The sequence below is a fragment of the Lysinibacillus sp. CTST325 genome, from assembly GCF_054665055.1.
Window position 1 is genome coordinate 282,030 of record NZ_BAAFHO010000003.1, and the last position, 19,615, is coordinate 301,644.

Annotated in this window: 22 protein-coding genes, 2 pseudogenes and 1 other annotated feature; of the genes and pseudogenes, 1 reads left to right on the top strand and 23 read right to left on the bottom strand. The window is 39.1% G+C overall.

The features are described from left to right. Positions 1-39: 39 nt before the first annotated feature. From queA to ACYQ73_RS11155, 5 genes are all read right to left on the bottom strand, one after another. A complete protein-coding gene (queA, locus tag ACYQ73_RS11135; RefSeq protein ID WP_460012559.1) occupies positions 40-1,083 on the bottom strand; it encodes a tRNA preQ1(34) S-adenosylmethionine ribosyltransferase-isomerase QueA in 1,044 nt (347 codons plus the stop codon). A gap of 17 nt (positions 1,084-1,100) precedes the next feature. Next, positions 1,101-2,105 carry a Holliday junction branch migration DNA helicase RuvB gene (gene ruvB / locus ACYQ73_RS11140; RefSeq protein WP_323653310.1) on the bottom strand — a complete coding sequence of 335 codons (1,005 nt, stop codon included), beginning with the start codon at positions 2,103-2,105 and terminating at the stop codon, positions 1,101-1,103. A 19-nt stretch (positions 2,106-2,124) separates the two neighbouring features. After that, positions 2,125-2,745, bottom strand: coding sequence for a Holliday junction branch migration protein RuvA (gene ruvA / locus ACYQ73_RS11145; protein WP_460012560.1), 621 nt, complete (start codon positions 2,743-2,745; stop codon positions 2,125-2,127). 294 nt (positions 2,746-3,039) lie between these two features. Next, positions 3,040-3,885 carry a phosphotransferase gene (locus tag ACYQ73_RS11150; RefSeq protein WP_460012561.1) on the bottom strand — a complete coding sequence of 282 codons (846 nt, stop codon included), beginning with the start codon at positions 3,883-3,885 and terminating at the stop codon, positions 3,040-3,042. Positions 3,886-3,907: 22 nt separating this feature from the next. Continuing rightward, the gene (locus ACYQ73_RS11155) at positions 3,908-4,921 is read right to left on the bottom strand and encodes a LysM peptidoglycan-binding domain-containing protein (RefSeq protein WP_460012562.1); all 1,014 of its coding nucleotides are present in this window, start codon (positions 4,919-4,921) and stop codon (positions 3,908-3,910) included. 140 nt (positions 4,922-5,061) lie between these two features. Here ACYQ73_RS11155 and ACYQ73_RS11160 point away from each other — a divergent pair, with 140 nt between their 5' ends. Further along, the gene (locus tag ACYQ73_RS11160) at positions 5,062-5,595 is read left to right on the top strand and encodes a 3H domain-containing protein (RefSeq protein ID WP_460012563.1); all 534 of its coding nucleotides are present in this window, start codon (positions 5,062-5,064) and stop codon (positions 5,593-5,595) included. Positions 5,596-6,078: 483 nt separating this feature from the next. Here ACYQ73_RS11160 and ACYQ73_RS11165 read toward each other — a convergent pair whose 3' ends face one another. The 18 genes and pseudogenes from ACYQ73_RS11165 to radC all read right to left on the bottom strand — a co-directional run. After that, positions 6,079-6,303 carry a hypothetical protein gene (locus ACYQ73_RS11165; protein ID WP_460012564.1) on the bottom strand — a complete coding sequence of 75 codons (225 nt, stop codon included), beginning with the start codon at positions 6,301-6,303 and terminating at the stop codon, positions 6,079-6,081. 189 nt (positions 6,304-6,492) lie between these two features. Continuing rightward, positions 6,493-6,882 (bottom strand): thiol-disulfide oxidoreductase DCC family protein, encoded by a 390-nt coding sequence (locus ACYQ73_RS11170; protein WP_460012565.1) that lies wholly within the window; start codon positions 6,880-6,882, stop codon positions 6,493-6,495. 25 nt (positions 6,883-6,907) lie between these two features. Beyond that, positions 6,908-7,783, bottom strand: a complete 876-nt coding sequence (gene pheA / locus ACYQ73_RS11175) for a prephenate dehydratase (protein WP_460012566.1) — start codon at positions 7,781-7,783, stop codon at positions 6,908-6,910. A gap of 376 nt (positions 7,784-8,159) precedes the next feature. Continuing rightward, a complete protein-coding gene (locus ACYQ73_RS11180) occupies positions 8,160-8,615 on the bottom strand; it encodes an ACT domain-containing protein (RefSeq protein WP_053484814.1) in 456 nt (151 codons plus the stop codon). A gap of 23 nt (positions 8,616-8,638) precedes the next feature. Continuing rightward, complete coding sequence (gene obgE, locus ACYQ73_RS11185; protein WP_460012567.1) at positions 8,639-9,928, bottom strand: GTPase ObgE; 1,290 nt, start codon at positions 9,926-9,928, stop codon at positions 8,639-8,641. A 5-nt stretch (positions 9,929-9,933) separates the two neighbouring features. Further along, the gene (locus ACYQ73_RS11190; protein WP_460012568.1) at positions 9,934-10,461 is read right to left on the bottom strand and encodes a Spo0B domain-containing protein; all 528 of its coding nucleotides are present in this window, start codon (positions 10,459-10,461) and stop codon (positions 9,934-9,936) included. A 559-nt stretch (positions 10,462-11,020) separates the two neighbouring features. Further along, entirely contained in the window at positions 11,021-11,320 is a 300-nt protein-coding gene (gene rpmA, locus ACYQ73_RS11195; protein WP_132356986.1) for a 50S ribosomal protein L27, read from the bottom strand. Continuing rightward, entirely contained in the window at positions 11,317-11,673 is a 357-nt protein-coding gene (locus ACYQ73_RS11200; RefSeq protein ID WP_460012569.1) for a ribosomal-processing cysteine protease Prp, read from the bottom strand. Before ACYQ73_RS11200 ends, rpmA begins: the two co-directional genes overlap by 4 nt. Before the next feature lie 16 nt (positions 11,674-11,689). After that, entirely contained in the window at positions 11,690-11,998 is a 309-nt protein-coding gene (gene rplU, locus ACYQ73_RS11205; RefSeq protein WP_323647589.1) for a 50S ribosomal protein L21, read from the bottom strand. A gap of 14 nt (positions 11,999-12,012) precedes the next feature. Beyond that, positions 12,013-12,088: a sequence feature (ribosomal protein L21 leader region), on the bottom strand. 45 nt (positions 12,089-12,133) lie between these two features. After that, complete coding sequence (locus ACYQ73_RS11210) at positions 12,134-12,745, bottom strand: site-2 protease family protein (protein ID WP_460012570.1); 612 nt, start codon at positions 12,743-12,745, stop codon at positions 12,134-12,136. Beyond that, entirely contained in the window at positions 12,735-13,289 is a 555-nt protein-coding gene (locus tag ACYQ73_RS11215; RefSeq protein ID WP_132356989.1) for a peptidoglycan DD-metalloendopeptidase family protein, read from the bottom strand. Before ACYQ73_RS11215 ends, ACYQ73_RS11210 begins: the two co-directional genes overlap by 11 nt. Positions 13,290-13,381: 92 nt before the next feature. Beyond that, the gene (gene minD, locus ACYQ73_RS11220; RefSeq protein ID WP_460012571.1) at positions 13,382-14,179 is read right to left on the bottom strand and encodes a septum site-determining protein MinD; all 798 of its coding nucleotides are present in this window, start codon (positions 14,177-14,179) and stop codon (positions 13,382-13,384) included. Position 14,180: 1 nt separating this feature from the next. Beyond that, the gene (gene minC / locus ACYQ73_RS11225; protein ID WP_460012572.1) at positions 14,181-14,849 is read right to left on the bottom strand and encodes a septum site-determining protein MinC; all 669 of its coding nucleotides are present in this window, start codon (positions 14,847-14,849) and stop codon (positions 14,181-14,183) included. A 27-nt stretch (positions 14,850-14,876) separates the two neighbouring features. Beyond that, positions 14,877-15,401, bottom strand: a complete 525-nt coding sequence (gene mreD, locus ACYQ73_RS11230) for a rod shape-determining protein MreD (protein ID WP_460012573.1) — start codon at positions 15,399-15,401, stop codon at positions 14,877-14,879. After that, complete coding sequence (gene mreC / locus ACYQ73_RS11235; protein ID WP_460012574.1) at positions 15,401-16,312, bottom strand: rod shape-determining protein MreC; 912 nt, start codon at positions 16,310-16,312, stop codon at positions 15,401-15,403. The genes mreD and mreC overlap by 1 nt, the downstream gene beginning before the upstream one ends. 13 nt (positions 16,313-16,325) lie before the next feature. After that, the gene (locus ACYQ73_RS11240; RefSeq protein ID WP_427423371.1) at positions 16,326-17,345 is read right to left on the bottom strand and encodes a rod shape-determining protein; all 1,020 of its coding nucleotides are present in this window, start codon (positions 17,343-17,345) and stop codon (positions 16,326-16,328) included. Between the two features lie 612 nt (positions 17,346-17,957). Beyond that, a pseudogene (locus ACYQ73_RS11245) lies at positions 17,958-18,104 on the bottom strand (JAB domain-containing protein); the annotation flags it as partial. 978 nt (positions 18,105-19,082) lie between these two features. Continuing rightward, positions 19,083-19,604 (bottom strand): annotated as a pseudogene (radC, locus tag ACYQ73_RS11250) (RadC family protein); the annotation flags it as partial. Positions 19,605-19,615 lie beyond the last annotated feature (11 nt).

Sequence of the window (19,615 nt, forward strand, 5' to 3'; positions counted from 1 at the left end):
TCTCTTATCTAAAGTAAAAACAGTACTCCGATTTTTTCTTTATTCTCCTTTTGGACGAATAAACATAGCATCACCAAAGCTAAAGAAACGATATTTTTCTTCTACAGCTTGATGATATGCACTTAAAATTGTTTCTCTTGTTGCAAGCGTACTAACAAGCATTACAAGAGTAGACTTTGGTAAATGGAAGTTTGTGATTAAACCATCTACAATAGTAAATTCATATCCCGGATAAATGAAAATAGACGTCCAACCTTGTTCTGCTCGTACTTCGCCTCCATATTTAGAGCCGATAGTTTCTAATGTACGTGTAGAGGTTGTACCAACTGCAATCACTTTTCCCCCATTACTCTTTACTCGATTTATGATAGATGCGGTTTCTTCCGTTACACTATAAAATTCAGCATGCATTTCGTGATTTTCAATTGAATCTACACTTACAGGACGGAAAGTTCCAAGTCCCACATGTAAAGTGATAAAGACAACTTCAATCCCTTTTGCTTTTACTTGCTCAAGTAATTCTTCTGTAAAATGCAGGCCGGCAGTAGGTGCTGCAGCTGAGCCGCGCTCTTTTGCATAAACAGTTTGGTAACGATCCTTGTCTTCTAATTTTTCACGAATATATGGAGGTAGTGGCATCTCACCAAGTTGCTCTAAAATTTCATAAAAAATCCCATTATATTTAAACTCAAATGTACGCCCACCATGATCAAGCTCTCCTGTACAAGTAGCTGTCAGTAAGCCATCTCCAAATGTTACAACTGTGCCGACTTTTACACGTTTAGCTGGTTTAACAAGTGTTTCCCATTCATCCGTACCTGCCATTTGCTTTAATAGCAGTACTTCTATATGAGCACCCGTTTCCTCTTTAACGCCCATTAAACGCGCTGGTAAGACTCTTGTATCATTTAACACAAGGCAGTCTCCCGCTTGTAGCTCATCTAAAATATGAGCAAAATGATGATGCTCTACATTTTTTGAGCCCGGCGTCACTACCATTAAACGACTAGCTGTTCGGTCCAAAAGTGGTGTTTGTGCAATAAGCTCTTCTGGCAATTCAAAATCAAAATCTTCTACACGCATGAAAATACTTCCTTCTTCTAGGTTTGTTGGGGATATTCATATCCAAAATGTTCGTAGGCTGAATGTGTTGCCACGCGTCCACGTGGCGTACGCTGTATAAAGCCAATTTGCATCAAATATGGCTCGTACACATCTTCAATCGTTACACGTTCCTCGCCAATAGATGCTGCCAACGTATCTAAGCCTACAGGGCCACCACGGAAGCGCTCAATCATATTGGTCACAAGTTTATGATCAATATGGTCTAGCCCCCTAGGATCGACTTGTAATAGCTCAAGCGCTTGCTTAGCAAGTCCCTCCGTTATCATACCATCTCCGAGCACCTGTGCATAATCTCGCACTCGTTTTAACAAACGGTTAGCAATACGGGGTGTACCACGCGAGCGTGTCGCCATTTCAAGTGCAGCTACTTGCTCAATCTCAACATCAAATAAATGCGCACTACGTACAACAATTTCTGCAAGTGACGTATTATCATAATACTCCAACCTCAATAACACGCCAAAGCGGTCCCTTAAAGGTGCTGATAATGCGCCAGCTCTTGTTGTTGCACCAACGAGTGTAAATGGCGGTAAATCAAGTCGTACAGAACGCGCTTCAGGGCCTTTACCAACGACAATATCTAAACAAAAATCCTCCATCGCAGGATAAAGCACTTCTTCTATTGCACGAGGCAGCCGATGTATTTCATCGATAAATAGCACATCCCCTGGTTCCAGTGAGCTTAAAATAGCTGCTAAATCTCCAGGACGTTCGATTGCAGGGCCGCTAGTCATGCGCACATTGACATTCATTTCATTAGCAATAACAGCTGCTAATGTAGTTTTACCAAGTCCAGGCGGTCCATATAACAGCACATGATCTAAACTTTCCTGACGAAGCTTTGCCGCTTCAATGAAAATTTGTAAATTCTCCTTCACCTTATGTTGACCAATGTATTGTGCTAATCTTTGTGGCCGTAAAGATAATTCAAACTGTTCATCATAGCTACCTGCCTCACTAGCAATCATACGTTCAGACATGTACTTCCCCCCCCTTTCACTATTTTAACTTTAATAGCAATTGTAAAGCTTGTTTCATAAATGCCTCTGTTGTTTCAAGCTTGTCGTTTTCTTCGAGCTGTGGACGTATTTTTTCTAACTCTTTTTCAGAATAACCAAGTGCCATTAAGGCAAGAATAGCTTCTTCAAGCTCATGTTTATATGGATTCACACCAAATAACGGTAACTCATCTTCTGTACTTGGTAGCTCAATAGTCTCCAATAATCCGCCAAGTTTACCTTTTAAATCTAGAATCATTTGACGTGCCGTTTTCTTACCCACACCAGGAAACTTTACTAAAAACGATTCATCTTCTCGTTCAATGGCACTGATAACCTGTTGCGGATTCCCAGTAGCTAAAATAGCAAGTGCACCCTTCGGTCCAATTCCTGATACTAAAATAAGTTTTCGAAACAGCTCTCGTTGGTCTAAATTTGGAAAGCCATATAACACTTGTGCATCCTCACGTACATGCAAGTGAACAAAAATTTGTTGCTCAAGGGCCGATGTCCGGAACGCAAATGGATTTGGTGTATTTAACTGCCAGCCAATCCCTTGCTGTTCAAGGACGATATACTCAGGAGTTATACGCTTTACTTGTCCTTTTAAATAATCATACATTCTATAATCCCTCACAATCATCGTCTTCGATTATAGCATATTACGAACGAATGCTCGACTATAACAAATGTGCTAAAGCGCTTGTTTACATCCGAAAAGCGCTGGAGAGCCCGAAGTAAAAGGAAGCGATCCACCACTTTTGCCCGAGGGATCGAAGCGACCTCGAGGATGTAGCGCTTTAGCCTAGACGGAAACTATGCTCTATGTTATCCACTATTAAAACCTATAATTTCCTTAACATTTAGAAATAACACAAGTAGTCGTTCACATACAAAAATGACCGCCAAAAGACGGTCATTTCTTTATCATTTTATCAATATCGTACCACAGTTTTGGCCAATATGTGAGAGCCCGTTTTGTAAATGGCACTAAATAATCTAAAAATACCAGCTGTTGATTTAATGGTAAATCTACTGCAAAAAGCCATTCACGTAATAGCTCATTTGGATATTTTAAACGATGTAGCTTTCTTTTATCTAATCGTTTCAACTCTGGTAGCTCAGCAAATATTTTACCAAGGTCATAATCTACGGCAGGCAATACACGATGTAACCATAAAATGTATTCATCATCTGCTTCCCCAAGGTGAGCCAAATCAAAATCTATTAAACGTAACTCACCATCTGAGCACCATAAAAAATTATGATGGACGACATCTCCATGTAAAAGCGTTATTTCTTTTTCAGGTACATCTTCCTGAGCAATCAGCTGTAACGATTTCTCACTATAATGTAAAATTTGATTGATTTCGTCTTTTGTTAAAAATGCACGAAATTCATTCCGTCTGCTTTTAAAACGCATATGACGCATTTGCCATTTTAAAAGCTGTGAATAAGAGTGCAAACCAGGCACCCGCTGCCAAGCAATTTTTTTATGTGTATCATGTAATGTATTTAATAGCTTTAGTGATTCTTTCCGATCCTTTTTATGTGCAAAATTAGCACTATGACTTCCTTCTTGCCAATCTTGCACGATTAAATACTCATCTTCACTTTTCATTAAAGGTAAGATCAGCGAGGGCTCCAGATGTCCAAGTCGTCGATGAATAACCCTTACCTTTTCTGCTATTTCTATCTGCTTTGCTCGTTTCACAAAATAATTTTTGGATTGATATTTATACTTCCAAATATTAGGCTTCACTTCTTCAATGATATACGCTTTTTCACCATCGATAAGGCGTCATCCCGCCTGGGAAATAGTGCGGTGACATCCATGGTCCTACCGAAGAGTGGGGCATATGGCAATGTGATGGACATGGCATTGGGCATGGTGGCGGACATGGTGGTGGACAGTAACACGGATCCATTTGCCAAGTCGGCATCATGACTGGTTGTGCATGACAACCACATGGCTGTTCCATTTCAGGCATTTGCTGATATTCAGGGCTCATAGGGAAGAATGGAGATGTACTAGATTCTAAGAAATCTCCCACCCCAGCAACTTTTTCGCATCCCATTTCACATGATGGTTGCTCTGGCATTGTATACGCCTCGACTTGCGGTTCCATAGGCATTGGCATTGGCATTGGCATCGGCCAATACATATGATGATGCACGGGCTGATGGCAGCTTGCACAATGTGGTACTGCCGGCATTTGTGGCATGATAAAAATCGGTTGCGGCATTGGTGCTGGTGGTGGTGCCTCCGGTTGGGCTACGGGCTGTGGTTGTGGTTGGATTTGAATTGGAGATACAGTTTGCTCTACACTTGGCATGACAACGTTTTGATTCCAGCTAAGCTCAACAGGCGCTGGCTGAGGCATCGGCATTGGCATTGGATAAGGAATTGGAATCATCTGTGGTTCTGGCATTGGTGGTGGTGGTACAATAATTGGTGGTGGCATTGGTCTTTGAACCTCTTTTTCTTTAACATGCCTTGTAGGTGACTCCTTGTGCATATGCTCTTTGTGCATGTGCTCCTTATGCCCCTCTTTAGGGCCTTCTCTATGTCCCCCCTCTCTATGTCCTTCTCTATGCATTCCCCAATCTGTTTCTCGATGATGTTCTCTATGTGGTTCTTTGTGTATTTTTTCAGGTAGGATAATTTCCATGCCCGGTACAATATAATCTGGGTTAGCAAGATGGGCATTAAGCCGCTTTAAATCTTCAAACGAAACTCCGTACTCTTTCGCAATCTTCCACAACGTGTCTCCCTTTTGGACAATATGAATACGCAATTTTTTCCTCCCTTCCTCTCTTCGTATCATATGTTCAATGTTTCATTTGGATACAAAAATTTCAGCATGTTGGAAATGCTTCATGGTACACTAGTTTTAAGGAAAAGTGCTTCCTTTATTACAAGCAGAGGTGATCTCTTATGAAAAAAATGTTAGGCGAAGAACGCCGACTGCAACTCCTAGCACAACTAAAAAAAAGCGCAGCACCTATAACAGGGACGGACCTAGCTAAATTCGCTAATGTTTCTAGACAAGTCATTGTCAATGATATGACATTATTAAAGGCTAGAAACGAACCTATTATTGCAACTAGCCAAGGATATCTTTATATGCATCAGGAACAATTACAGCAAACTGTTGAACGTACAATTCCTTGCTTCCACACTGCTGAGGATGCAGAAGATGAACTTATAACAATAGTTGATTGCGGTGGTACAGTAAAAAATGTTATTGTTGAACACCCAATTTACGGAGAAATTACCGCATCCATTATGGTTTCTAACCGTCATGAGGTAAAACAATTTATTCAGCGCGTCAATGAAACACAGGCAAGTTATTTATCCGAACTAACAGGTGGTACACATCTTCATGTTATTTCTGCTCCATCTGTTGAAATTTTAGATTTAATTGAACGTACTTTACAAAAAAAGAACTATTTAGTTGTTGATCAATAATTGAACAAACTTTGCTTCAATAACGTAGAAAATCAAATAATTGATAAACAGCTGCAAGTCTTACGGAGACTTGCAGCTTTCTATTTACATGAATTTAAATGATTTACTATCAGGTGTATTGATTAACCATTTTTATATATTTTAATTAATTCGAAGAGCCTGATTTCCGCTGCGGGCTACTCGTTTTCCCGCGGGAGTCGAGTAGCCCTACGCTACAATCAGTTAAAATGGGATTATATTAGCAAAATAGCAACAAAAAAATCCTTATATATCGCTCAATAATAACCCCATTTTTTCCTAATCAACAACCTGGTGATAGTAGCATTTGATTTTTTTGAAGCTTATTTCATTTGTTCCATATTCATGTGAAGCATACTATTACAATTTTTTTAAAAGAGCTATCCACTTTAATTGGATAGCTCTTGTTGTTGAAAACTATATGTCCATGCATTTCAAAAATGAATGCTATGGTACTTACTATAATCAAACGGAATAGACTTCTAACAGTGACGCAACTGTAAAACTGTTGTTACTGCAGTTTCGTATATAAAAACATTTGCTGTCGCTACGCTTTCGTACAAAAAACATTGCGGAAGTTGTTTTATGCTTTAAGTGACATGCTAGAATATACATGTTATATGAAGTGGTTGATCGGAGTGGAGACTGAGCGACTCCTCGGGGATTAGCGTCACCAGCGAAGCGGCTCATCGGACGCCCCCAGGAAGCTTTGCTCTGTGCGAAAGCGTAGCGACAGCAACAACAAATGTTTTCTGTAGCGAAAGCAAAGCGGCAGCTACAAAGCGCTCAGTCGGAACGGTAAGCAACCCCTCGTTTTGCAGAAGAGCCCTACTTTATTTAATATCTAATTTCATCCACTTTAATTGGATAGCTTCAAAGTTAGAGAAATCTTTTGCGCTGTGAAGGTGTAGGCAATAAACAGCTTTCTTTACGTCCAAAAAGGCGATATCTATTTTTAGCAAATAGTCGGTACATTATATTTCGTATAGATGGAGGAATAAGAATAAAAACATAGCAGACAGGCCAAAAACTATCTAATCTCCTACAGATTTTAAGTGCTGCTGTGGATTCAAAATATACCTTTCCATGTTCAATTAATATGACACTATCAATATTTTCTGGTACTCCGTATTGTGCAAGTAATGCCTGCCCAGCTTCACTTTGAATGGACGCAAATTGAAAATACGCTGCCTGATCATATTTGATAATAAATTGCACACTACTATCACAAAAATTGCACACTCCGTCAAACAAAATAATGTCACCCACAATGATTCCTCCTAGCCACTTTTAATTACTCGTCCGATGTTAAATAAGTAAAGTATGTACCAAGTGACTTCACCTTGCAACCAAGTGCAGCTAGTTCTTCCATAGCTCCACGCATCATAGGCTCCTTTTCATCTGCTAATACATCAATCATAAAGAAATAATCACCTAAGCCTGTTTTTAAAGGTCGTGATTCGATTTTACTTAAATTTAATTGTCGCCATGCAAATACTGATAATACTTGATGTAATGCCCCTGAACGGTCCGTTGGCAATATAATCATGAAAGTTGTCTTCGCCTGTCCATCAGATAATTCTTGCGGCAATCGTCTATTTTGCTTTGATAGTACGAAGAAGCGTGTATGGTTAAAATGGAAATCATGAATATCAGGTTGAACGATTTCTAAGTCATATTTAACTGCTGCCGCTGCATTTCCAACTGCCGCAATGCACTCGTTTGGATTTTCGGATACAAATTTTGCAGCTGCTGCTGTAGATGTCGTTTGTTGTAACGGAACATGGCTGAAACGATAAAATAAGTATTTATGACATTGGGCTAGAGCATGTGGATGTGAATAAACACCGGTAATTGATTCCCAATTGTCCTTTTGCGCTTTATTGACCATTAAATGCTGCTGTATTTTTAATAGAAGCTCACCTGTAACATATAAGGTCGCCTCATGGAATAAATAATCGAGCGTTAGCGATACAGATCCTTCTAAAGCATTTTCTAGAGGTACAACTGCTAAATCTACCTTTCCCTCAGCTACTGCCTCAATACATTCTGGAATTGTAGAACAAGGGACAAGCCACTCATTCGGAAAAGTTGCCTTTGTTGCTAAGTATGTAAAAGATGCCTCCGGTCCTAAATATCCAATTCGTTTTTCCCATTGTTGCTCAGTCATTATATTTACCTCCTGTTTAAGCTTTGATTTTATTGGCCCATCACCATAACGTGGGGTTGATTTCCGTTCCGAACGGGCACTTTCTTGGGGGCGTCCGTTGAGCCGTTTGAATTTCACTAATGTAAAAATTTAGAATTTTTAGTCTCTGAAAACGTCTATTATTTTATCAAATGTTCGAATAAGGCATAATATGAAGCTTCCAAAGCGTTACGGAACCGCTCTTAATGACGCGCTATCCATTACTTTTCTTCTATTAATTTTCTCTTTTGTTATTGAATAAGGAGCTGTCCCATGAAGCGATATCATTACACCACGTGGGACTGCTCCTTTTGAGCTTATTTACATTCTGTCAAAAATTCAAGCTTGCTTTCAGTCATTACAATGCACCAGAACTAATTACTTCCGCTGACTCTACAAAATCTAAACGTTTGAGTTGCTGTATTAAATCATCAAGTTCACATGTCATACTAGTTACATCTAATGACAATGTAACATTAGCACGTCCTTGAATCGGTATAGTTTGATGGATAGTCAGTACATTACAATGCGTAATTGTCACTGTTTCTAAAAGCTTTGCAAGTGTTCCTTTACGGTCCTGAAGCTGTAAAAAGACTGTTAAAATGCGTTCCTGCACAATTGAATGAAAAGGAAATACAGCATCACGATATTTGTAAAACGCACTACGCGATAAATCCACCTGCTTTACCGCATCCCAAATGGAAGATACCGAACCACTTGAAAGTAAGTGTTTCGCCTCCAAAGTTTTTTGCATAGCATCCGTTAAAACATCTTCACGAACTAAATAATATCGCTGATTCGCAACATTCTTCATACGCTTCCCCCTAAAACCTATTCTTAGTCGACAAATTCAAATTCGAATTCCAATAAGCGTACAATATCTCCATTTTGTGCACCACGTTCACGTAATGCTTCATCGACGCCCATACCACGTAATTGACGTGCAAAACGACGTACACCGTCCTCGCGGCTGAAGTCTGTCATTTTGAAGATACGCTCAATCGCATATCCACCAAGAATGAATGTACCATCAGGATCACGAGAGATTTCGATTGAATCTGCTTCAGATTGGTGTTTGTAAAGTACCGTTGCATCTGATTCTTCATCTAGATCATCGAATAATGGGAATTCAGGAGTCACTTCCAGTAAGTCGGCAATTTCAAATAATACCGGCTTTAGACCTTGGCGAGAAACCGCTGATACTGGGAAGATTTTCGCATCTTCGCCCACTTTTTCACGGAAAATTTCTAAGTTTTCCTCTGCATCTGGCATGTCCATTTTATTTGCCACAATAATTTGAGGACGTTCTGTTAAACGAAGATTATATTGTTTTAGCTCATCATTGATTGTTAAGTAATCTTCATAAGGATCGCGCCCTTCCATACCCGACATATCAATTACATGTACGATAACACGTGTACGTTCAATATGACGGAGGAATTGGTGACCTAGACCAACACCTTCGTGCGCACCTTCGATTAAACCTGGTAAATCGGCCATTGCAAAGCTACGATGATCATCCGTTTCAACCATTCCTAAGTTCGGTACGATTGTAGTGAAATGATAAGCACCTATTTTTGGCTTTGCCGCAGAAACAACAGATAATAATGTTGATTTACCTACACTTGGGAAGCCAACTAATCCTACATCTGCTAGTACTTTCAACTCTAATATAACATTTAATTCTTGTCCTGGCTCACCTTTTTCAGAAAGTTCTGGAGCAGGATTGGCTGGTGTTGCAAAGCGAGAATTCCCGCGGCCACCACGACCAGCTTTTGCGATAATCGCTTGTTGACCATGCTCGACTAAATCCGCAATAACAACGCCTGTTTCTTCGTTCATTACAACCGTACCCGGTGGTACTTTAACGATTAAATCATCTGCACGTCTACCATGCATTCCTTTACTCATACCATGCTCACCACGGTCAGCCTTAAAATGGCGTTTATAGCGGAAATCCATCAAAGTTCGTAAGCCCTCTTCAACTTCAAATACTACGTTACCACCATGTCCGCCGTCACCACCAGCTGGGCCACCATTCGGTACAAATTTTTCACGACGGAAGGCTACCATTCCATCCCCACCGTCGCCACCTTTTACATAAATCTTGACGTGATCGACAAACATTTAATTCACTCCCTGCTTGCACTCAATACATATTTCCAAGACGTATTTGTCTCTTCCACTGTTTGAATGTCTAATTGTTTCAAACCTTTTTCGGTGAATGCATCAGCACTCCATAGACCATTTAGCGTGAATGTCACGGCAAATGTATGTTCATCAACGCGCACATCGAGCGCTAAGCTCTGCTCTGTAAATGGATCTAATGTATCATAAACATGCATAACTGTTTTGTTTAAGTAGTCTACAACATCCGAATCAATAGTATTTGTAACAGGCTTTATTATCTCACCGCTATCCTTCATTGGTAATGAAGGATAGCGCCAGCCTCCTGTTTGCAGCCATTCTATTGTTCGTGGTAATTGTAGACGATTAAGGATAGAAAGCACTTGTAATTGCTCTGAATACTCTTGAATAAGTTTTTTTGATTCATCAATTCTACCTAAATCTAAATTCATGCGAATAAGCTGAAGCTGATTCACATAATCATGATTTGCAAAACGTAATACTTCACTAATGGTTAGTGATTGATTGTTCATCCCATTCACTCCAATAAAGTTATCTTTACTAGTATAACAAGTTTTGCTGTATTTTTCCCTTAATTCTTCAATCTATTATGCCTCAGCATAATTGCGTCCGGAGGCTTTCGGCCAACAAATGTTTTTTTGTGCGAAAACGTAGTGTCAGCAGTACGACGTTTTTTGCGCGAAAGCGTAACGTCAGCAGCACGATGTTGGTCACTCAGTCGTGTGTTGTTGCTGTCGCTTCGCTTTCGCACAGATAAATCGCCACAGGACGTGGCATTCTTAGACTGAGTTCCTCTATTTCAGCGGATGTTCGGACACGCGCTGAAAAATAAAAGTGACTTAAAACCGCATTCATCTCATCAACTATAGAAGTGGGAGACTTCTTTACCTGTCTCTATGCTTTCGGTACAAAAGACATTTGTAACTGCCGTTTCACTTACGTTACATAAAACATTTGTAGCTGACGCTTCGCTTTCGCTACAGAAAATAATTGCTGAAAGAAGTTGTATTTTAGCCAAAAAAAGGACTGCAATAAATGCAGTCCTCCGCTTTATGTTATCTTTTTAAAAGATTAAGCTTCTTGTGATGCTGGGTATACAGATACTTGTTTGCGATCGCGACCTAAGCGTTCGAATTTAACAACGCCGTCAACTTTAGCAAATAGTGTATCGTCACCACCACGACCTACGTTTGTACCTGGGTAAATTTTTGTACCGCGTTGACGGTAAAGAATTGAACCACCAGTTACGAATTGGCCATCAGCACGTTTAGCACCAAGGCGTTTTGACTCAGAGTCACGTCCGTTTTTAGTAGAACCTACACCTTTTTTCGATGCGAAAAATTGTAAGTCTAAAGTTAATAATAATTTCATTCCGTTCCACCTCCTACTTGGTTGTAGTTGATTTGGATGTATTGTCCGTAATTTTGCACCATCGAATACACTTGGGCAGTCATTACTTGGACAATTAACTGTAGTTTTGCATCAATCTCAGGCTCTAATTCTGACGGTAAGTTTACCTTAAGATAGCCTCCACCTTCAGCAGCTTGTTCGATTTCTGGCTGTAATTGTAATAGTGCATAAATAGCATTTACTGTACCTATGGCAACTGTAGATGCTCCAGCACATACTAAATCCTTACCAGATTCATCGTATTCTGCATGTCCTGAAAATTCAAATGCTGACACATGTCTATTTTCATCGTGATGAATCGTAACTTGTATCATTCGCTACACCTCACAATTAAGCGTTGATAGCTTCAACAACTAATTTTGTGTAAGGTTGACGGTGACCTTGTTTACGACGGTAGTTCTTTTTAGCTTTCAATTTGAAAACAACGATTTTTTTCGCACGGCCTTCTTTAACAACTTTAGCTGTTACAGTAGCGCCTTCTACGAATGGAGCTCCAACTTTAACGTTTTCGCCACCCACGAATAAAACTTTATCGAAAGTTACAACCTCGTCAGCTTCTACACCTAATTTTTCAATATAGATTTCTTGACCAGCTTCTACTTTGATTTGTTTACCACCAGTTTCAATAATTGCGTACATTTTACTGCACCTCCTCATAGACTCAGACTCGCCTGTTTATAAAGGTGATCCTAGGATACTTAAACCTTTCCAGTGCGGTTGTAGTAGCACAGGTGCTACAAACAATAACATTAAAATATTACCACACGATTTATTTTAAGTCAATCTATTCATTACATATTTCTCAAATGCTAAACGATATTTTCGATAATTCCATTCCTTTAACACTTGAAGCCATATAAATAAACATAAAATTGCTAAAAAAATTGATTGTGGGAGGTAACATACAGTTATCATAAATAGTATAGAGGCAATTATAAGAGAAAACCAGTAGTAATATTCAAACGCACGAACACTTGGATTGAATAAAAATAAGCATGCTAAACATATTCTACCACCATCCAACGGAATAATCGGTAATACATTGATTGCTAATAGCACAAGTTGCACATTAATAAGTTTAATAGCAAGCAGTTCTGGCATAAAAAAAGCGAGGCCAATCCCTAATATTGTAGCGATTGGTCCCCCTAAAGCAATCCAAAGGAGTGACGTTGCAGGCACAACCGCTGGATTTTCAAATTCTATTTCCCCTCCGTAAGGTGTAATAACGCATGATTTTACCTTAACACCACAAAGCATTGCCATTAACAAATGACCAACTTCATGCCATAATAACGAAGTTAAAATAATGGCGTAATAAGCAATTTGGCCAGTAAAAATCATTAAAAATACGAGAGGGATACATAGAAGATGCAGTTTAATTTTCATTGGACGCCGCTGTTTCAAGCCACTGTACAATCTGCTCTAAGCTATATTGTGTCTTATCTTTTTCAATCGAAATATAGAGTTGTCCCGCCTCTTTCATGCCGATTAAATCGTTTGCCTGCACCGTTGTATATGGAAGTTGTGCTAAACTATCCAGCATACCATAGGATACTGTTGTACCGTCATCATAGCTTATTGTCATTGTTTTACCGGTATATTTTGTATGACCGGTAAAAACGACAAGACCATTCTTTCCAGCATAAACTGGTAGGCCCATGTCATATTGCAATAAAAAACCTTCCTTAAAAACTTGCGCATTGGCAAATGATAATAGTTCAGTTTGCCCGACATCACTCGAAACTAAAATTGTTGTATCCTCTTTATTTAGCCAGCTTTGTCCGAGCTCACTTAAGTAGGTTAAATCTGCTGATGTTGTAACAAGTTTTCTCACAGGTGTTTCCAATACACCTTGATCCTCTAAACGTATTACAAGCATAATTGCGGCCACAAGCAGTATTGTGACCAACCATTTCCATTTTTTAAACAAGCCCTCATCCTTTTTTCACACTATATGAGATTGCATGTCCATTCATGCACAAGAAAAAACCTTCTCGTACAAATGCACGAAAAGGCTGATAATTATCTAGAAAATAACGCTTTTAATTTTGAAAATACACCTCTATGTTCATCTTCAATTGCCATAAGTGGCACAGACTCGCCAAGTATTCGGCGGGCAATATTACGATAGCCTAGAGATGCTTTATTAGTAGGATCCATTACTACTGGTTCACCTTTATTGGATGATGAAATAACCCCTTCATTATCTACGATGATCCCTAATAAATCGATAGACAAATGTGTTGTAATTTCATTAACATCCAACGTATCACCGCTTTTCATCATATGCTGGCGAATGCGGTTAATTATTAGTTTAGGTGCAGTAATTTCTTCCTGCTCGAGCAAGCCAATAATTCGATCTGCATCACGTACAGCAGAGATTTCTGGTGTTGTTACAACAATTGCATGGTCTGCACCAGCAACAGCATTGCGATAGCCTTGTTCAATGCCCGCTGGACAGTCTATTAAAACATAGTCGTAGTCTCTTTTTAATTCTTCTACTAAGCTCTTCATCTGCTCAGGTTTAACAGCATTTTTATCTGTCGTTTGAGCAGCAGGTAATAAAAATAGTTTCTCATCTACACGTTTATCTTTTATTAACGCTTGATGAATCTTACAGCGCCCTTCAACAACGTCTACTAAATCATAAATAATCCGATTCTCAAGACCTAAAATTACGTCCAAATTACGAAGCCCAATATCAGTATCTACTAAACATACTTTCTTACCTTGTAGAGCCAATGCAGTCCCCAGGTTAGCCGTTGTCGTTGTTTTTCCGACACCGCCTTTACCTGAAGTTATGACGATCGCTTCTCCCACACTAGCTACCTCCCTTAGACACATTTAATAATGGTCGAATATTTTTTAACGCATGAATTTGATCGTACGTAATGCGCCCATCATAGCCAATAAATGCACAAGTCATCTCTTCATGTTTAATTGCTTTTACATGTTCATCCGACATTGCCTGAACCTGATCAGCAATCATAATATGTGTGGCTTCAAAAAGAGAAGCTGCAATGATTGCCTCCTTATTACCATGAACACCGGCATGCGCAATTCCCTTGAGTTTACCTAGGACATATACATTGCCACCCGCTTCTACACGTCCGTTCGGATTGACATTCCCTACGATAATAATATCTCCTGACGAACGCAGAACTTGACCCGATCTGACCACACCAATATATGTATCTTGTTGACTTTCAATCCTTTTCTGGTTGCTCTCATGGACAGTCAGTACTTCACTTTGCACCTTTGAAACAATTAGTTGATCTGTTTCCTGCACAATTTTAATAAGCTCTTTGATTTGTTCAGCAGAACAGTATCGATAGCCCAAATATAATTGTACATCTACTTTACTATCGATACCGCTTTCTGACACTTTCTTTTTAAGCTCTTCTACTAAATCGACATACGCACATTGATCATCTAAACGAAGAACAAATCCATCCTTTGTCCCCTTCATATTAACTAACTGTTTTTTCATGAATGCCTCACCCCACGTTGCTCTTTATTAAGAAACTTCACGTGCTCTCTGTAAGACACGCGCATTAATTAGATACTTGAAGGCCCAACCAAGAATCATTAAAAATAGTGCATTAGCAATGATCGTTGGTAGCAGTCGTGAACGTAAGAAATCCGATAATGGAATCGTTGTAAAGTCGATAAGATAGAAGAATTGATAGAGTATAAATTCTAAAATTGCTACTAAAACAACTGAAATCGTCGTTGTCACAACTAAGTGCTGATGAATAACTTTCACAATAGACCCTGCTAAAAAACAAATAAGCGGAAACAGTACTGAATATAATCCAATAATATCAATGTAAAACACATCATACAAGACACCAAAAAAAAGTCCATACATTACCGCTCGTTGACGGCTGTAATAGATGGATATAAATATTAAATATAAGATTAAAAATCTCGGAACTAAATAAAAGATTTGCCCTTTCACTTCAATCGGTGAAAGCATAGCAAACTCTGGTTCTACCAAAAATAGTAAAACTGCCACAGAGGGGATGAGAAACCGAACCATTATTCCGCCTCCTCTTTACCCTTTTGTGGATGTGTTAAATCCTTGTTCGATGTATTACCATCAGAACCATCTATCACAGTAGCGGAACGTTTAGCAATAACAACATAGTCTAAAATTGAAAAATCAGCAGATGGTTTTACATAGGCCATTTTTGTTAAGCCAAAATCATCTGTACTTACTTCAGTTATTTCTCCGATTGGCACATTTTTAGGGAAAATACCGCCAAGTCCTGATGAAACGACTTGCTGACCCTTTTTAACTGTTAAACTTGAATCGATTCGCTTCATGATGAGTTCATTACGCTCTTTATCATAGCCCTCGATTAAACCGTATGCTTGTTTATCTCCTTGAACCATCGCAGAAACACGATAGTTTGGATTATTTGTATTTAAAAGCTCTACCTCAGATGTGAAAGGTGTCACTAAAGTAACTTTACCGACTAACCCTTTTGCTGTCATAACTGCCATATTTTTTTCTACACCGTGTGAAGACCCTTTATCTAAAATAATCTTTTCTTCCCACTGGTCAGGATTTCTAGCGATAACTGTGGCATGAATCGGATCATAAGCTTTTAAGCTTTCCGATTTGTCCATGAGCTCTTGAAACTTTTTAATATCAGATTTCAAGTCCGATGCCTCAGCTTGTACAGCTGCAAATTCATCTAAGCGTGCTTTTAAACGTTTATTTTCTTCGTACGTGTTTAAGAGGGAGTCAATACTATTAAAAACACCAGTAATATAATTCGCCGGCTTCGCAACAATAGATTGTGCGACGCCGACAGTGTCTTTAATAATTTGCTCTGGTAAAGTTGCATTCGTCCGTTCACGTAATGAGAAGCTAATCAATGCCACAAGAAAAACCATGCCCACGAGCAGCAAAATTAATTTCTTATTGAAAAAAAAATGTGGCATTGCCTAAACCTCCTTACCCTTTAACTTGTTGTGCACGAATTAAATCAATATGTTCTAGAGCCTTACCTGTACCAATAGCAACACAGTCCAATGGATCTTCTGCGATAAATACTGGCATATTAGTTTCTTGGCTAATAACTTTGTCTAAATTCGTTAATAGCGCACCACCACCTGTTAGTACAATTCCGCGTTCCATTACGTCTGCAGATAATTCGGGAGGTGTTTGTTCAAGCGTTTTTCGAACACCATCAATAATAGATGCTACCGCTTCACGTAAAGATTCAGAAATCTCTTGTGAAGAAATTTCGATCGTTTTTGGTAAACCTGTTAAAAGGTCACGTCCTCTAATTTCCATTCTTTCTTCTGGGCCCTCAGCCAACGCTGTACCAATTTCCATTTTTACTGCTTCCGCAGTACGTTCACCAATTGTTAAGTTATATGATTTACGAATATACGAAATGATGGATTGGTCCATTGCATCCCCGCCGACACGTACGGATTCACTTGTTACAATACCACCTAATGAAATAACCGCTACCTCTGTTGTACCACCACCGATATCAACGACCATTGACCCTGTTGGATCCCATACTGGTAAGTTCGAACCGATTGCTGCTGCAAATGGCTCTTCAATTGTAAATGCTTCTTTAGCACCTGCTTGACGAGCAGCATCAATAACCGCACGTTGTTCAACCGATGTAATACCGTAAGGCACACAAATCATAACATTCGGTTTTTTCCAATTACCACCAGAATTTTTACAAGCTTCTTTTAAATAGTATTCTATCATTGCTGTAGTAATATCAAAATCAGCAATAACGCCATCTTTCATAGGACGGATTGCTACGATTGATCCAGGTGTACGACCAATCATATTTTTCGCATCATTACCAACTGCAACAATATCCCCCGTTTTTGTATTTTTCGCTACAACTGAAGGTTCGCGTAAAACGATTCCCTTCCCTTTAATAAACACTAATGTATTCGCTGTGCCAAGGTCAATCCCGACATCCTTACTTCCTAATCCAAACAATTTGTGTACTCCCTTTCTATTTAAGCCATACTTTCGTTGACATCAACTACACCCAGGCGTATTTACACCCCGAGTCTCTATCTTCATTCACTCAGTGTTAGACACCTACTGAAAAAAAACTACACACTCATTTGTCTCACACCTGTTGGAGTGAGAGTCTTTTTCTGAATAAAAATAAAATCATACCGTTCATTATAACGGAAAAACGCAAGAATTTGTAGTGCCACATACCTCTTCTCGCGGAAAAGATACTATTTTAATTCCCACCCAAATAAAAATAGTATGTATAGATTAGCATATAATTTTTATTCTTGTAAGACAACGTGTAATAGGCTACCAATTTTTGTGAATATTATAGACATTTCTACGAATACAATAACGTTTTCTATCAAAAAAGGTTCACTTTTATTTTTAAGCTTCTCGCAAAAAAATACAAAAATATTTATTTTTAAAATAATAAGTGATGCAGACTTCACACCAATTCCCAGAAACCAGGAATACTGTGAAGCTTCCCGAAATGATGCGGCAACTGCTTTACAATTCTAACTCGTGTAAATCTCGCATAAATCCTTGAAATTTTCCATAAAAAAACTCTGCAAATTTATTGCAGAGTTAAAAGTATCCTTTTTCTTTCAAGCTAATGAACTGATGATCACCGATGATAATATGATCGATTAAATCTATGCCTATAATATAACCGGCCTCTAAAATTCTTCTCGTCACTTCAATATCCTCTTCACTAGGTGTTGGAACGCCACTAGATAGCAATAGGTAAGGCTTTGAAGTAATCTCTACCTTTTCCCCTGCTCCACACCGTGCATGCAACTTTCATCGCACACGGCATTCCATCGTTTGCCTACTATTTCATTTACCTCAATCTATTAAATCTAATTTGCATCCCTATTTTATTGCTTCATTCCCAATTAACAACCTTAGTTTGTTTACTTTCTCAATTTGTTCCTTATTTAATTTGAGAAATTCAAGATATGTTTGGATTCGCTCAAGCTCTATCACGCTCCAATTATGGCTCGTGACCTTTTTAGTCATACGGGAATCCTTGAAATAATTGAGTTGAAATAGTTTAGACGAAACGACTTGAGGCTATTGTTCCATTTCCATTACAGAAACTTCATTACTCCTACCTCTACTCTCACTATCATAAAAGGAAGTTATAGATACATTCCTTTCCTTCCTAACACTTCATCGAGTGTGTACTCTTCATGTTGATAGCTTTCCACGTTCCCTTAACCCTATCAATACTTAACTTAGGTGCTAGCTCTTGCCTGGCGTCCCCTCCATCGCCTGTAACGATGCATGGAGCTTTCGAAACCACCATACTTACTCGCCCACGGAAACGCACTTGAATTTTCATCAAGTCTACTCATTTCTAAATAGTCACACTTACAGACATTTCGTTCGCTAGTTCGTCAGTGTTTTACCACATTCTCACCATATTAAGTTTTAACGACTCCCGACCTATCCGTTACACCAACTACCTCTAGTTAGCTTTCGGTTACCAATTAGATTGGCACTACGGTAACATTCAGCCGACTTCACCGAGCTTCACACCTTATTCTTATACACATTCGAATAACGCATGTCGGAGTATTAGAGTAGGCGTTTCAAGGCGTTACCCTATCATTCCACCTATCGAGTGAAGAGTTCACGACTCTCTTACTTGTCAACTGGACGTTCGGACAGCATGCGCAACCTTTTCAGTTACGAACGTGTCGCACGATGATTATGTGCACAAATAATAGAAGCAGCAGATCTTTTTACAGCCTCACGATAAACCTCCCTTGGATGGACGATTGAAGCATTTAGACTGCCTATAAAAATCGTCTGTCTATGAATAATTTGATTTTTTACATTTAAAAAAAGAACTACGAAATGCTCTTGACTCAGGGAGGTCATATCAGGCATTAAATAAGCAGCTGCATCTTCCGGTGAACGAACCGTATATTTTTCCTCGTTATATTTCTGTGCAAGACGTCTACCGAGTTCAATTGCTGCTAATAATTGAATGGCTTTGACTTCACCAATCCCTCTAATAGCAACCATTTCTTCTATTGTTGCATGTTTCAAATGATGTAAACGTTCAAAAACGCTTAGTACGCGATTTGCAAGTACTAGAACAGACTCTTCTTTAGTGCCTGTCCTTAGTAAAATAGCCAGCAGCTCCTGATTCGATAAACTCATAGCTCCTTGTCTCCGTAGTCTTTCACGAGGTCGGTCCTCTATATTAACGTCTCGTATCATCGTCCTTGGTA